15 protein-coding genes are annotated in these 15076 nt (G+C 35.6%); 5 read left to right on the top strand and 10 right to left on the bottom strand.

Features of this window, described 5'->3' with window-relative positions; all coding sequences use genetic code 11:
• Positions 1-1115 precede the first annotated feature (1115 nt).
• Both PRVXT_RS02335 and PRVXT_RS02330 read right to left on the bottom strand, forming a co-directional pair.
• Positions 1116-1601 (bottom strand): REP-associated tyrosine transposase, encoded by a 486-nt coding sequence (locus PRVXT_RS02335; RefSeq protein WP_350344092.1) that lies wholly within the window; start codon positions 1599-1601, stop codon positions 1116-1118.
• 920 nt (positions 1602-2521) lie between these two features.
• The gene (locus tag PRVXT_RS02330) at positions 2522-3409 is read right to left on the bottom strand and encodes an HAD family hydrolase (protein ID WP_350344091.1); all 888 of its coding nucleotides are present in this window, start codon (positions 3407-3409) and stop codon (positions 2522-2524) included.
• 288 nt (positions 3410-3697) lie between these two features.
• On the opposite strand from PRVXT_RS02330, the gene PRVXT_RS02325 reads away from it, so the two are divergent.
• The 3 genes from PRVXT_RS02325 (at position 3698) to PRVXT_RS02315 (ending at position 5042) form a co-directional block, all read left to right on the top strand.
• Positions 3698-4060, top strand: a complete 363-nt coding sequence (locus tag PRVXT_RS02325; RefSeq protein ID WP_350344090.1) for a hypothetical protein — start codon at positions 3698-3700, stop codon at positions 4058-4060.
• A 6-nt stretch (positions 4061-4066) separates the two neighbouring features.
• The gene (locus PRVXT_RS02320) at positions 4067-4195 is read left to right on the top strand and encodes a hypothetical protein (protein WP_350344089.1); all 129 of its coding nucleotides are present in this window, start codon (positions 4067-4069) and stop codon (positions 4193-4195) included.
• Between the two features lie 199 nt (positions 4196-4394).
• Positions 4395-5042, top strand: a complete 648-nt coding sequence (locus PRVXT_RS02315) for a hypothetical protein (protein ID WP_350344088.1) — start codon at positions 4395-4397, stop codon at positions 5040-5042.
• A gap of 138 nt (positions 5043-5180) precedes the next feature.
• Here the strand turns inward: PRVXT_RS02315 and PRVXT_RS02310 are convergent, their stop codons facing one another.
• The 3 genes from PRVXT_RS02310 to PRVXT_RS02300 all read right to left on the bottom strand — a co-directional run bounded on the left by PRVXT_RS02310 (position 5181) and on the right by PRVXT_RS02300 (position 7800).
• Positions 5181-6170 carry a PHP domain-containing protein gene (locus PRVXT_RS02310; protein WP_350344087.1) on the bottom strand — a complete coding sequence of 330 codons (990 nt, stop codon included), beginning with the start codon at positions 6168-6170 and terminating at the stop codon, positions 5181-5183.
• Positions 6171-6461: 291 nt separating this feature from the next.
• Positions 6462-6938, bottom strand: coding sequence for a stage III sporulation protein AH (locus PRVXT_RS02305; protein ID WP_350344086.1), 477 nt, complete (start codon positions 6936-6938; stop codon positions 6462-6464).
• Between the two features lie 22 nt (positions 6939-6960).
• Complete coding sequence (locus PRVXT_RS02300) at positions 6961-7800, bottom strand: hypothetical protein (protein WP_350344085.1); 840 nt, start codon at positions 7798-7800, stop codon at positions 6961-6963.
• Between the two features lie 259 nt (positions 7801-8059).
• Here PRVXT_RS02300 and PRVXT_RS02295 point away from each other — a divergent pair, with 259 nt between their 5' ends.
• Together PRVXT_RS02295 and PRVXT_RS02290 are read left to right on the top strand one after the other, a co-directional pair.
• Positions 8060-8476, top strand: coding sequence for a bacteriohemerythrin (locus PRVXT_RS02295; RefSeq protein WP_434064305.1), 417 nt, complete (start codon positions 8060-8062; stop codon positions 8474-8476).
• On the top strand, positions 8476-8928 hold the full coding sequence (locus PRVXT_RS02290; protein ID WP_350344084.1) for a chemotaxis protein CheX: 453 nt from the start codon (positions 8476-8478) through the stop codon (positions 8926-8928). Before PRVXT_RS02295 ends, PRVXT_RS02290 begins: the two co-directional genes overlap by 1 nt.
• 55 nt (positions 8929-8983) lie before the next feature.
• Here PRVXT_RS02290 and nagB read toward each other — a convergent pair whose 3' ends face one another.
• The 5 genes from nagB to PRVXT_RS02265 form a co-directional block, all read right to left on the bottom strand.
• Positions 8984-9748 carry a glucosamine-6-phosphate deaminase gene (nagB, locus tag PRVXT_RS02285; protein WP_350344083.1) on the bottom strand — a complete coding sequence of 255 codons (765 nt, stop codon included), beginning with the start codon at positions 9746-9748 and terminating at the stop codon, positions 8984-8986.
• A gap of 1 nt (position 9749) precedes the next feature.
• The gene (gene nagA / locus PRVXT_RS02280) at positions 9750-10922 is read right to left on the bottom strand and encodes an N-acetylglucosamine-6-phosphate deacetylase (RefSeq protein ID WP_350344082.1); all 1173 of its coding nucleotides are present in this window, start codon (positions 10920-10922) and stop codon (positions 9750-9752) included.
• Positions 10923-12585: 1663 nt separating this feature from the next.
• Entirely contained in the window at positions 12586-13335 is a 750-nt protein-coding gene (gene chbG / locus PRVXT_RS02275) for a chitin disaccharide deacetylase (protein WP_350344081.1), read from the bottom strand.
• Positions 13336-13404: 69 nt separating this feature from the next.
• Positions 13405-13734 carry a PTS lactose/cellobiose transporter subunit IIA gene (locus tag PRVXT_RS02270; protein WP_350344080.1) on the bottom strand — a complete coding sequence of 110 codons (330 nt, stop codon included), beginning with the start codon at positions 13732-13734 and terminating at the stop codon, positions 13405-13407.
• Between the two features lie 20 nt (positions 13735-13754).
• Positions 13755-15059, bottom strand: a complete 1305-nt coding sequence (locus PRVXT_RS02265) for a 6-phospho-beta-glucosidase (protein WP_350344079.1) — start codon at positions 15057-15059, stop codon at positions 13755-13757.
• Positions 15060-15076: the final 17 nt, after the last annotated feature.

Here is a 15076-nt window from a genome sequence, read left to right as displayed (position 1 = left end):
TATGCTAGCGTCAGTAAGGTTCAATATCATAGTTCAAAACATATCTGCCAATCTATGCTCACATTCCCACGGGGAATGAATTCCCCGCTACGACATTATCCAACATCTACGGCATCTTCCAATCACACCCGTAGCAGGTAATTCATTGCCTGCGGATATGCTAGCGTCAGTAAGGTTCAATATCATAGTTCAAAACATATCTGCCAATCTATGCTCACATTCCCACGGGGAATGAATTCCCCGCTACGACATTATCCAACATCTACGGCATCTTCCAATCACACCCGTAGCAGGTAATTCATTGCCTGCGGATATGCTAGCGTCAGTAAGGTTCAATATCATAGTTCAAAACATATCTGCCAATCTATGCTCACATTCCCACGGGGAATGAATTCCCCGCTACGACATTATCCAACATCTACGGCATCTTCCAATCACACCCGTAGCAGGTAATTCATTGCCTGCGGATATGCTAGCGTCAGTAAGGTTCAATATCATAGTTCAAAACATATCTGCCAATCTATGCTCACATTCCCACGGGGAATGAATTCCCCGCTACGACATTATCCAACATCTACGGCATCTTCCAATCACACCCGTAGCAGGTAATTCATTGCCTGCGGATATGCTAGCGTCAGTAAGGTTCAATATCATAGTTCAAAACATATCTGCCAATCTATGCTCACATTCCCACGGGGAATGAATTCCCCGCTACGACATTATCCAACATCTACGGCATCTTCCAATCACACCCGTAGCAGGTAATTCATTGCCTGCGGATATGCTAGCGTCAGTAAGGTTCAATATCATAGTTCAAAACATATCTGCCAATCTATGCTCACATTCCCACGGGGAATGAATTCCCCGCTACGACATTATCCAACATCTACGGCATCTTCCAATCACACCCGTAGCAGGTAATTCATTGCCTGCGGATATGCTAGCGTCAGTAAGGTTCAATATCATAGTTCAAAACATATCTGCCAATCTATGCTCACATTCCCACGGGGAATGAATTCCCCGCTACGACATTATCCAACATCTACGGCATCTTCCAATCACACCCGTAGCAGGTAATTCATTGCCTGCGGATATGCTAGCGTCAGTTAGAGTTTTTAATCAAAATCATTATGTAATATCAAACTAAATCTCTTATAATTATTATGATAAAAATTATAACTTGAATAATTGTATTTATCTGCCTCTGAAACTAACTTAGATCTCACTGGATTATGATGGATATAATCTATTGTTTTTTCTAGTTCTTTTTCATCTTTGACTATCCTATCATAAAATCCTTGTTGGAAAACTGCACCATGCCTGTGATATTTTTTGTTATAACACCTTGAAAAGCTACCTTTTATTTTTTTCATAATTAGAGAGATGTTATTTTCTTCATTAGTGGGCTGTATAACTATATGAGCATGGTCAGGCATGATAACAAAAGCTATGATGTTATAGTTACAGTTAAATTTATGGTAGGTTAAAATATTCAAAAATAACTCACAGGCAATAGTATCTTCAAATATAGGTGTTCGATTTTTAGTTATTGTAGTTATGAAATAATAATGGTGTCCTTGGTAATAATGTTTAAGAGGCACTACGTTCACCTCCTCATATTTTTATATCCCAAAATATAAAAAAAGAAAGTTACAAACAACCACATTCATGGAATAAATCTCCCATTTTCAGCACGCAACCCCACGGGGAATGAATTCCCCGCTACGACACCATCCAACATCTACGACATCTCCTAATCACACGCCGTAGCAGGTAATTCATTGCCTGCGGATATGCTAGCGTCAGTGAGGTTCAATATCATAGTTCAAAACATATCTACCAATCTATGCTCACAATCCACGGGGAATGAATTCCCCGCTACTTACCAACCTCCGACTTCTTACCTCTGATTACCACTATCTCAGGTAATTCATTGCCTGCGGATATGCTAGCGTCAGTGACGTTCTATATCATAGTTCAAAACCTATCTACCAATTTCTGCTCACATTCCCACGGGGAATAAATTCCCCGCTACGACACCATCCAACATCTACGGCATCTTCCAATCACACCCGTAGCAGGTAATTCATTGCCTGCGGATATGCTAGCGTCAGTGAAATTTAATATCATAGTTCAAAACATATCTACCAATTTCTGCTCACATTCCACGGGGAATGAATTCCCCGCTACTTACCAACCTCCGACTTCTTACCTCTGATTACCACTATCTCAGGTAATTCATTGCCTGCGGATATGCTAGCTAGTCCTGTATTTACATCTTCTCTATTATCATCTCAACTATAACAAACTTTTTCTTTTTTTGCAAAATTATCTCATTTGAGTTACAACGCCGTTTCTTTGTTGCATAAAAAAACGACCAATAGCTGAATAATTTCTCCATTCCTCATTGATTGTTGGTAAAAAACTAACCTTTTGGTTTTTTTCCTGATGATTTAAATTTACTGCCAGTTAACCGCCATAAAAAAACAAGACTTAATCAATTAATGATTAAGTCTTGTTTTTATACTATGCGCTTTACTATACCAAAATCTTTTTTACTAACTAATGCAAACTCTTTTATCGCTGTTGCAACACCGTTGTCATTATTACTGAATGTAATATGATCTGCATTGCTTTTGGCTTCCTTTGTTCCATTTGCCATGGCTATTGCCATGCCAGATTTCTTAAACATGGAAACATCGTTTCCGCTATCACCTATGGCTATTGTTTGTTCCATAGGGATATTGTAGTATTTAGCTAACCAACGTAACCCTTCTCCTTTAGACACCCTATTGGGTATTATCTCTAAATAACCATGATTTCCTATATAGTGGGGCTCAATAACACACTGAAATCTTTCTAACTTTTCCTCTAAAAATTTACACCCTTTTTTAGGTCCTACTATAAAAAATTTATGAATTTGATACCCGTCATCTACTGTTAGGTTCCTTTTAATTCGAACTTTGCTTTCTTTATAATCTTTTAACATTCGCAAAGTATTTTTTAAAGAGAATCTATTAGTTCCATTTAACATCTTAGTTAAATTTATTATGTTATTTTTGCCAAAGGAAACTATACCATCTAAATGGTAACCTTGAATAAATAGCTCTTTTTCGCTTTTAAGCGCACCTAATATTTTGCTAAGATTTTTATTCGAAAAATTATGGCATTGCTTTACCTCTCCATTTAAAGGATCGCGAATCATGCTGCCATTGGCGCTGATAAGAGGTGCTTTTATATTAAGTTTTTTAGCATAGTAAAGTGCGGAGTGATAGCTCCTTCCAGTAGATAATGTAACTACTATCCCTTGAGCACAGGCAGTTTTAATTGCCTTTGCAGTATTGGGTTGTATATTTCCCCCTGAATCTATAAGGGTTCCATCAATATCAATAGCAATGATTTTATACATTGTCGCCACCTCCATCTAATGACCTATTATATTATTAAAATCTATCACATTATACAATATTTTTCTTTAATATTAAAGGGTAATATACCAATTACATATTTTTGATTTACAACTGATTTTATTTAAATTCCATTATTTTGATGATATAATTTTATTTATAGACTTGCTCGTTCAAAAGCATGTTTTTCCTGTTAAATTATTGTTTACCCTATAGTAAAAGGATAAATAATTTAAACACAACAAATCCATTAAAGAAAATATAAATTATAGGTTGCCAGGAGGCTTAATATGGAGATAAAAGAATTAAATATAACAACATTTTCGGAAGCCAAAAAAGAAGTAGAAGCCGTTAATGCAAGCTTGCCATCGATTAATCTAATGGCAGAAAAAAGTATTTTTAAAACAATTAAAATTAGCAAAATGTCAACCACCGCTGCTAACATTTTAAAGCAGGAGATGCTTTCAAAAGGTGGCGAAGCTGCAGTTAGCGCTAATACTGTTAATTGCAAAGACAAAACAACAGATGTTGTTCTTATGGGCACCCTTAGACAATTTAGAGAAGTATCAAAAAAAATGAATGGTCAACCACTGGGTTTGCCAGATTTGGGTAAATGGTTAGAAACAATGATAGCCCAAGAAAAGAAGAGATAACAGCACATGACGTTAGCAAGTAAACGTAACCTAACCGCAGAAGAAACACAGGAACTTCTAGATACTGAGATACATAGTTCTTTTGATGTTGAAAAAAGCCGCAGTAACAACAGCAACAACGGCAGCAGCAGTTAAATGATAGCTATTTACCTATTTTAGAAGTGATTGAGAATCAAGTATTAGTATTTATTAAAAGCGAAGGAAAAAGAGTTTTTTAGAAAAGCTTTTTAAAAACAAATGAAAAAATATTTTCTGTATTCAGAAAAAAATATTTACTTTTTCTGAAGTTATGATATCATTATGTTAAATTTAAAAAAAGAAGGGAATGGAATTTATGGGAAAATTTTTAAGGGTTATGAGTTTATGTTTGATTTTGACATTAGTTTTTATAATTCCTGTAGAAGCATCAAGTAATGAACAAACAATTAAAGATAGCCTAGAGGATTTAGCATTAGAGTATGATTTTAATTTTGATGAAGATACTTCAGACATATCATCTTTTTTAAAATTTGATTCCATAGAAGAATTTGAGGAATTTATATCAGATTTTGGTTTTAAAGATATGGATGATAAAACTGAAGTACGATTACAAAACCAAGTGGCGCCATTTTCTTTTGGTTCATCCACAGATATTGATACTTTGAGATGGTACTCTCCATTTGCTGGGTGGGGAATTAAAGCAGCTTGCTGGAAAAATATCTCTTTTAAATACGATTACCAAAGAGTCCCATATCAAACACAGTACCTACAATTTACGTCATCTAACCCTGTGCGCAACATTAATAGTTATCTATCAGGAATTCAAATCGGAATAAGTTGGACTCAAACTAATTCCACGTACACCATTAGTTCAAATGTTGTTCCTAGAGATACAGTTAATTTCAAAGTAGATGGATATTTTACGCTTGGGGTTGAAATAGCAGGATTCCCTGCTGGGATAACTAAAAGTGATACTTGGGAGAGAAGTTATACATTAAATTAAAAATAAAAAAACATATCAAATAGCATGGTTTGGTGAAAATTGATAAAGAAAGTCCGTTATTATATTTGAACATCTAATATAATAACGGACTATTCTTGTCTTATTTTTAAGTGGAACGTCTGTTATCTCTTCTTTAATCTATTTTTTTATACCAAAGGGCTGAGTGTAACTCACCCCTCCCTCTCCAATTATTTCTGCCCTAACATAGCTCCCCATACCTTTTGCGTTCTTATAGTTTACCGAGTCACCTATATGAATTATATTCCCCTCTGATATCCAAACTACTTTTTGAGAATTTTGGGCGCTAATTGAAATTGTATTCAGCTTTTCATCAACATTTATCTCATTTATTATGGGAGGGCACCCCACAACATTTTCTAATGTACTTATAGAGGAAAAGTAAAAAGCTCCTGTAATCATAGAATCTTTTAAATCTTCCTCAGTTAGCTCCGGTAGTAGAAATATATTCCAATCTCTCCCTATATGTTCAACTTTATGGGTGTCGTCATTGGCAAATCCCCAGCATAGATTGTCCGGAGGTAATACAGATAATGTTTTATCCCACATTTCCCTGTCATCTTGATACCTATCACCTTGATTAATAACTTCCATGCCAACAAGGTGAGGGTATGTTACAAATAAGTTAGCATACCATTTTGAGGAAGCGTTATATCTGCCAGGGTGTGCCATAATAGCTAACCCCTCTTTCTCTCCTATTTGCTTAAGAACTTCTTTTTCATTACTCATTGTAGTATTAAAATCAGAAAATAAGCTTAATAAATGGTGAGTGTTAGATATTTCATTGCCTTGCACTGGTAACATCTTTAAGCTATTTTCTTTAGTATAATCATCCCATGGCCAAGTTAATGTGTTGTGGTCTGTTATAGCCAATATATCATAGTCACGATTACTGTATTCTAAAATAAGTTGTTCTGGCTTTAACGCTGATGGATTGTATTTTTCACTGTGGTTTGTGTGAGTATGCAAATTTCCTTTATATTGACCAAAGCTATCCCATTTTACATTTTCATAAGGATTATTTACCTTAATTTCCGCTACAGCAAAGGACGACAATAACAAAACCGATAAAATAGAGGCTACAAAAACCTTTGCTACTTTCGACAACATTTAAAACACTCCTTTAAAGAAAACTTCAATCAGTGTGGTTTCCTTACTCCGCTGATTGTTTATTAAACCCGTCGGCAACCTGACTAAAGCGTCCCGTCATATAATGAAGTGGGTTCAGCCAGTTACATCTGCGATAAAGGGTTATAATTATTATGCTTCAAAAGGAGTGAAAAGATAAGTTTATCCTGTAGCATCCATTTAATTTGTTTAATAAAGGGAAAGCCACATGAATGAGTTTTTTTTATGTGACTTTCCCTTTTAAGTATTAAATGAATAACTAACAGTTGATATTTAACCTTCTATTTTTTCCATCTTTGTCTTAATTCCTTCAATATTAACGATATTATTTATTTCTGCTTTTTCATTTGTAATAATAAGACAGTCTTTCTCATGTGAAGTGTTGATAAGCCATTCCTTTTCTCTTTTTAAAAAAGATAAGTCTTCTGGAAGCTCGGGCTGGATCCATTTATATAGTGAATCAGCGGCTTGTATTAGTATATCTTTGGCGGCATTATCGGTTCTATAATAATGAACCTTTGCTACCGGTTCTTCGCCATAAGTAGTTGTGCCAGGCCATTTTGATTGTTCTCTACTTTTAATAAGAAAGGGTTCAAGCCTTTGCAAAATAGTATTTAAGCTATCATTCTTATCCAGGTCTTTTCTTACAACTAAAACAAATATATCACAGACCTCAAAAGCTACAGCTAATAAGTCTTTATATACCTGCTTTGTGGGATTTTTTATATTTATGATTACTATATGGATCACCTCATTTATAATAAAATGTAAATTATTTAGGAGTGCCAAAAAACACATGAGAACCATTTCTGGGAATAGGATGATAATGATCAAAGAAAGTCCCGGGCTGTAATCGATAACGTCTATGATTCTCTACTTGAGAGACACCATACCCAGTTGATTCCACAAGAGATCTGGCTCTAAACTGTTGATAAGTGTAAACGTCAGAGTCTTTGCCACCACTTGCAACCCTAGTAACTGCCTGAGTTCTAGGAATTGGTTTTGGAGCAATATAAACATTATTTCGACGTAAGTACGCTTTATAAAACTTTTGTCTATTCTCCCTTACTTGGTCAATAACTGATTCTACAGCATAGACTGTAATACCTGCAACAGTAATCGCTAACCCAGCTGCTAGTAATGCTTTTAATAAGGATCCTCCGATAATTATAGTTCCAGCTGTAACCGATTGAACTCCTACCTCATTGAATGTAGCACTATTCAAGTCGTTTATGTTTTTTAAATGAACAGATTCATTTTTACCGCCTAAGGGTTTTATTTTTGCATCTATATTCTGACCATTTAACTCATTAACTTTTACTTCTCCAATTTTATCATTATTATTAATGCTATATCCCTTTATATCACTATTATTAACAGTAATAAATCCATTTCCATTTTTTCCTAGAATAAGTTTTGCTTGATTTTCTATGCCAACGGTTTCCACTATTGTGTTAAATTCTTCATCCACACTAACAAAGTATTCAACCCCATCTACATAAACAGTCTTTCCGTTTGCATTTACCGCGCTCTTATTATTAGCAAAAAGAACATTACTTGAAGTTAATAGAACTGTCAAACTCAAAAACAGTGCAATAAATCTTTTAAACATTTTTTTACCTCCCTTATAATATTGTAAACCCAGCTATTTTTCAGCCTAATGTTAATTCTTACATAAAATTCACCTCCTTACCCCTAATTTTTATGATAATAAACCCCTCTGTAAAAGTCCATTAACTGTCAGGAAAGTTTTCTTTTTAAGTAGGCAGATAGTAATATTAAATTATCTTTCTAGTATTTTAAAAACCTCCTATTTGTAGTACAATTAAATTAACAGTAATAATAACCATTTTAAATACGGAGGCGAGATTATGTGGAAAGATAAGTATAAAGTAGGTGTAGAAAAGGTCGATAATCAGCACCAAGAGTTATTTAGCAGAGTGACTGATTTTGTCAGCACTGTTCGTAAAGATGGTGATTGGGAAGATAAGTTAGAAAAAGTGAAATCTACCATGAGCTTTATGCAGGAATATGTTGTTGTTCATTTTGACGATGAGGAAAGGTATATGAAAGAGATTAACTTTCCTGAGTATAAAGAGCATGTAAAAATTCATGAAGAATTCAAAAATGAAGTAAATCAGTTTGCTGAAAAATTTGAAAAGGAAGGTTTTAAGGAAGACTTGGTTCAGTCTTTTGCCGGAAAACTTATGGCATGGCTTATAAACCATGTGGCATCCCATGACCAAAAAATTGCCGATTATGCGAATATCAAAGGAGGGAAGAAGTAGTGAATGCTGAATTTGTAAACCCGTTTTATCAAGCTACCACTGAAGTTTTTAAAATGATGCTGGATTTAGATGTCAGTAAAGATAATATTATTCAACCCGCCTCTAACAAAGGTGACAATGCGGTCTCTGTTAAAATTGATGTAACTGGAGATTTGTCAGGTGTTATTATCTATAGATTTCCTAAACAAATGCCGATAGAAATGATTAAGATAATGTCTGGTATGGACATAGATACCATAGATAGCTTCGTAACTTCTGCGTTGAAGGAAGTTACAAATATAATAAGTGGAAATGCAGCCACAAACCTTTCTTCATCAAGGTATGATTGTGATATCTCAACCCCTAAGGTTTACATAGATAAAGCACCTGAGATTCCAAAGGACACTACCTCATTAGCTCTTCCATTACAAACCAGTATTGGAGAGATGGAAATAGACATAGCTTTAAAGTAGCATATAAAAAAATGGAACATTTTATCTTGTTCCATTTTTTTATTCCTTTTTAATTTTACACTACTTTTAACTGCTCTTTTAACACACCTTCGGCATAAAGATGCTTTTGAATAGGCTCATCTATAATTATTGTCAGCGATTTGTGAATTTGAAGCATTGAAGCTGGTAGTTTTGATGATAACTGTCCATTTATCATTTTAGCAATAATTTCTGCTTTATCCTCCCCAGATGCTATCAACACAATTTCATCTGCTCCAAATATCGAGCCTATCCCCATAGTTATCGCTTGACGAGGAACTTCTTCATCCTTTCCAAAAAAACGACTGTTGGCACTTATTGTTTTTTCATGCAAGTTTACCAAGTGTGTGGAAGTATGCAATGCATCATCTGGCTCGTTAAAGCCTATATGCCCATTATGTCCGATACCTAAAAGTTGTAAATCGATGCCACCGCAATCTTTAATCGCCTGCTCATACCGGTGACATTCTTCATCAATATCTTGTGCTAATCCATCAGGGATATGGGCGTTTTCCTCCTTGATGTTAATATAGTCAAAAAAATTAGTCTTCATATAGTAAGCATAGCTTTGAGGATGATTACTACTTAGGCCATAATATTCATCTAAGTTAAAAGTTTTAACTTTGGAAAAGTCAATTTTTTTATCATTGTACATAGCTATTAATCGCTTATAAACACCCTTGGGGGTTCCACCAGTTGCTAGTCCTAAAACGGCATCAGGTTTTTCTTTAACTTTTGTAGCAATTATATTTGCTGTCATTTCGCTAACTCTATCATAATTTTTCCCTACTAATATTTTCAATTTAATACCTCCTAGTAATTCCACCAATTATTACATCTGTTACATTTATTTCATCGTCAAAAATAATTAAGTCCGCATCTTTGCCTGCTTCTATACTCCCTTTATCTCGAGATACCCCTATCATTTGTGCAGGGTTTAATGTAGCCATGCGAACTGCTTCGCAAACAGGGATACCAACCATATTTATCATATTATAAACAGCTTTATTTAAAGTAAGGGTGGATCCTGCTAAAGAGTCGTTTTCTAGCCTTGCCGCTTTACCTTTAACAAATACTTTTTGCCCACCTAACTGATATTCACCTTCTGGCAATCCAGCGGCCATCATAGCATCAGACACTAAAATCAGTCCTTCTTTACCCTTTAATTTATATGCTAGCTCCATAGCTCCGGGGTGAACATGGATTCCATCGCATATTAATTCACACATAACACGCTCATCAATTAACACAGCACCTACTGCACCAGGCTCTCGATGGGAAAATCCTCTCATTCCATTAAACAAGTGAGTTGTACCTACCAATCCGTGAAAAATAGCCTTTTTGATTTCTTCAAAAGAACCATCGGTATGTCCAGCAAACGGTGCTATACCTTGTTTTTCCAGGTATCCCAAAACCTTACTAGCCCCCTGCAACTCAGGAGCTAACGCCACCACCTTTATGCTGTTTCCCGAGATAGTTACCAGCTCTTTTAATTCATTAACATCAGGGTTTTTTATATGCTTAAGGGGTTGTGCCCCTTTTTTCTTTTGCGAAAAATATGGTCCTTCCAAATACACTCCTAGTAACTCACTTTGTATTTTTGCTTTATCTTTTTGGACATTATTAATATAGTCTTTTACATTTTTTAGCGCGTTTATAGTTTCTTCCTTAGACGCTGTAATTGTGGTAGCTAAAAAGCCTGTTACACCATTTTTTAAATGAAATTCCGCTATTTTTTCTATAGCTTCAAAAGTACTATCCATAAAATCATATCCAGAATTACCATGATTATGGATATCAATAAATCCTGGAGATAAATACTTTCCTTGGGCATCTATAACTGAATGGTCCTTTTTAGATAATTTACTGGTGCTATCTAAAACATCTACTATTTTCCCTTCCTCAATAACAACACTGGACCCGTCAATAACTTCATGTGGTGCTATAACCTTTGCATTTTTGATAATTGTTTTCAAGAAAAGCCCCTCCTTATAAACTTTTTTAGGCGACTGAAAAACACAACTTTTTGGTATAACCCCAGTTTAGATAGTTTTAAAATCCCCCATCTACCTAGTGGAAATGTCATTCTGAGCTTACGTTTTGCTATACTATTTCTTAAAAGAAAGCATCATTGTCTTCCATATCCTAATTCGAAACATATCTACCTATTTCTGCTCACAGCACCACGGGGAATGAATTCCCCGCTACGACATCATCCAACATTTACGATATCCTCAATTACACCCCGTAGCAGGTAATTCATTGCCTGCGGATATGTCAGCATTATTGGGGATTCATATCCCTAATTCAAAACCTATCTCCTATTTCTGCTCACAATATCACGGGGAATGAATTCCCCGCTACGACATCATCCAACATTTACGATATCCTCAATCACACACCGTAGCAGGTAATTCATTGCCTGCGGATATGTCAGCATAAGTGAGATTCAATATCTCTAATTCAAAACATATCTACCTATTTCTGCTCCAGCACCACGGGGAATGAATTCCCCGCTACGACACCCTCCAACATCTACGATATCCTCAATCACACACCGTAGCAGGTAATTCATTGCCTGCGGATATGTCAGCATAAGTGAGATTCCACATCCTCATTCAAAACCTATCTACCAATTTCTGCTCACAATATCACGGGGAATGAACTCCCCGCTACGACACCCTCCAACATCTACGATATCCTCAATTACACACCGTAGCAGGTAATTCATTGCCTGCGGATATGTCAGCGTAAGTGAGATTCCACATCCTCATTCAAAACCTATCTACCAATTTCTGCTCACAATATCACGGGGAATGAATTACCCGCTACGACATCATCCAACATCTACGATATCCTCAATCACGCACCGTAGCAGGTAATTCATTGCCTGCGGATATGTCAGCATTATTTGGGATTCATATCTCTAATTCAAAACCTATCTACCTATTTCTGCTCACAATATCACGGGGAATGAATTCCCCGCTACGACATCATCCAACATTTACGATATCCTCAATCACACACCGTAGCAGGTAATTCATTGCCTGCGGATATGTCAGCATTATTTGGGATTCATATCCCTAATTCAAAACCTATCTCCTATTTCTGCTCACAGCACCACGGGGAATGAATTCCCCGCTACGACACCCTCCAACATCTGCGATATCCTCCAATCACACACCGTAGCAGGTAATTCATTGCCTGCGGATATGTCAGCATTATTTGGGATTCATATCTCTAATTCATAACCTATCTACCTATTTCTGCTCACAGCACCACGGGGAATGAATTCCCCGCTACGACATCATCCAACATTTACGATATCCTCAATTACACCCCGTAGCAGGTAATTCATTGCCTGCGGATATGTCAGCATTATTGGGGATTCATATCTCTAATTCAAAACCTATCTACCTATTTCTGCTCACAATATCACGGGGAATGAATTCCCCGCTACGACATCATCCAACATCTGCGATACCCTCAATCACACACCGTAGCAGGTAATTCATTGCCTGCGGATATGTCAGCATATTGGGGATTCTATTTTCTCTATTTTATTAAAATTGTTTTGCCATTCTACCTTAATTATAATACATAGTTAATATTTTACAATATCTCCAGTGGGTTTTATCCTTATATATCAGTAAAAGAAACCAATTCTATCTTGTTTTCTGACAGCCATTCCATAAACTGGTTATCCTTTAAAATGCTGAGTTCCTGCTCTCGCTGTAGATTATATGAGCTTATTTTTTTTAAGTTGCAATCAACATATCCTGGATGAGACATCACTTCTATTATGCCATTTTTAGCACTGAGGATATGTTCTTTAAGTTTTTCAACAGAAATATCTTCTCCGTAAAAATCCATAATACAAGTATCCGTTGTTGCTACTCCTAGCCCCCTTAGCCAGTTTTTCATTTCTTCATTTGTTTGTCTAACCGGGACTCTATTTTTTAATGCTATTTGTGCAACTATTTGTTTTATTACTTCATGGGTATGAACATGATGGTGACTATCTATGTGTGATAATTTTAAGCCATAGTTTATGTAGAAAGCAGTTTGGGCTTCTAGTTCTTTTTTTACATCTTCTATGTCCATCACTTTTAATAGTCTGTCTATACTTCGGTAAAATTTTCCTCTAGAATCTACTAAAGTAGGAACTTTTTCAGGGGGAAGGATGGGACTGCCACTAGTTAAAGTCAAGTGCAGCCCTAGCTCATTTATGTTGTTATTCAAAGCCATTTTTATGGCATTTGCCGCTTGGGGCATATTAACCATCAAAGTTGTACTTGTAACAACACCGGTTTTAATACATTCTATTATTCCCCTATTGCAGCCTTCTGTTAAGCCAAGGTCATCTGCGTTAATAATCAATTTCTTCATGATAGCCTCCTAAATAAAATGGCATCAACAGTATCACTGCTAACGCCACATAATATATAACTATTTTTATTATTGTTCTACTTTACTTTCTATTCTTTGAACTTTGCTGTATAAATCTATAAACTCTTGAGCTAAGTCTTTTACTGTCATTGAATTCATGAGATGATCTTGAGCATGCACAACTAGTAGTGAAACTTCAATTTTTTCTCCTCGGGCCTCCGATTGAATTAAAGAAGTTTGAACTTCATGGGCTAACACTAATTTTTGTTTTGCTTCTTCAATGCAATCTCTTCCCTTTTGAATTTCGCCTTGTTTAGAATACTTTATTGCTTCCATACATAAACTTTTTGCTTCTCCGCTATGAGTGATTATCTTTAATATAATAGATTCATAGTCCATTAAATGCTCCTCCTTGTCAACTAATCCAAAGTAATATAGCGATTATTTTCTAAAATTATATCATCTAAAATTTGCTTTGCAACATCTACTGAGGGAACTAAGGGATTAGAAACTAATGCCATTAATCCACTGCTGTAGCATTGGTTTACTCCCGCTTCTACAGTCAAGAGCTCGTAAGCTTTAACCATCTGTACTAGTCCTTTTATTTCGGTAGGAAGTTCACCTACTGTAATAGGTTTTGCTCCGTTTTTTCCCACAACAGCATTAACTTCCACTACTACGTTACCAGGCATACTTGAAATAGCCCCATTATTACCTATATTCACTGTATGAATCTCACTTTTGTCATTGTAAATGGCACTTATAAGGGATATTGCTGCTTCAGAGTAGTATGCTCCCCCTCGTTCTTCCAACTTTTTAGGCTTCTCTTCTACCTCTTTTTGTGAATAAAGCTGAAATAATTCTTCTTCTATTTTCATCACCTGCTCTGCCCTAGTGCCTTGTTCAGTTAACCCTTGTTTTGTTTCCTCTAGTATTTTGTCTTTCATATAAAAATATTTATGGTAAGGACAAGGTATAACTTTTAAAGATTTTATCAGCTCAGGATCCCAATTTAAATCAGGTATGTTCCTCATGTTGGGAGATTTGCCTTCCATCAACTTATCTATAACTTTTGTTGTAATATCTATTCCTTCCAAGTAAATCCTTTTGCCATATACCATATGATTTAGTCCGATAAAGTCGATCTTTAGATTAGCTTTATCACATTCTAAAATTTCAGCTATGTTATTGACCATACCAACAGGAACGTTGCATAGACCTATTGTTTTAACGTTTGTATGCTTTAGTACCATTTCTGTAATTATGCTAACGGGATTAGTAAAGTTTATCAACCATGCATTTGGTGCAAGTTCCTCTATCTCTTTACATATTTCTAACATAACGGGCATAGTTCTAAGGGCTTTAGCAAAACCTCCTGGTCCTGTTGTTTCTTGGCCTATCACATCATATCTTATAGGTATTTTTTCATCTAAAGCTCTAGCTTTTAAACCACCAACACGAATTTGTGTAACCACAAAATCTGAATTTGCAATAGCTTTTCTTCTGTTTAGTGTTTTGTAAACTTCAATATCAAGTCCTGCTTTCTTAATCATTCTCTTTGTTAAACTATATATTATATTTAGCTTATCTTCTCCTTCTTTTATATCAACTAATTGTATTTCATGTACAGGCAACTCAATAGCTCTTTGAATAATTCCATCGATAAGTTCAGGTGTGTAACTGCTTCCACCACCAATTACTGCAATTTTTAATTTTTTGCTCATCTTCCCCCTCCTTTTAA

Source organism: Proteinivorax tanatarense, from assembly GCF_040267685.1.
In the GTDB taxonomy this organism is placed as follows: domain Bacteria; phylum Bacillota; class Proteinivoracia; order Proteinivoracales; family Proteinivoracaceae; genus Proteinivorax; species Proteinivorax tanatarense.
This window is presented reverse-complemented; position numbering and strand designations above follow the sequence as displayed.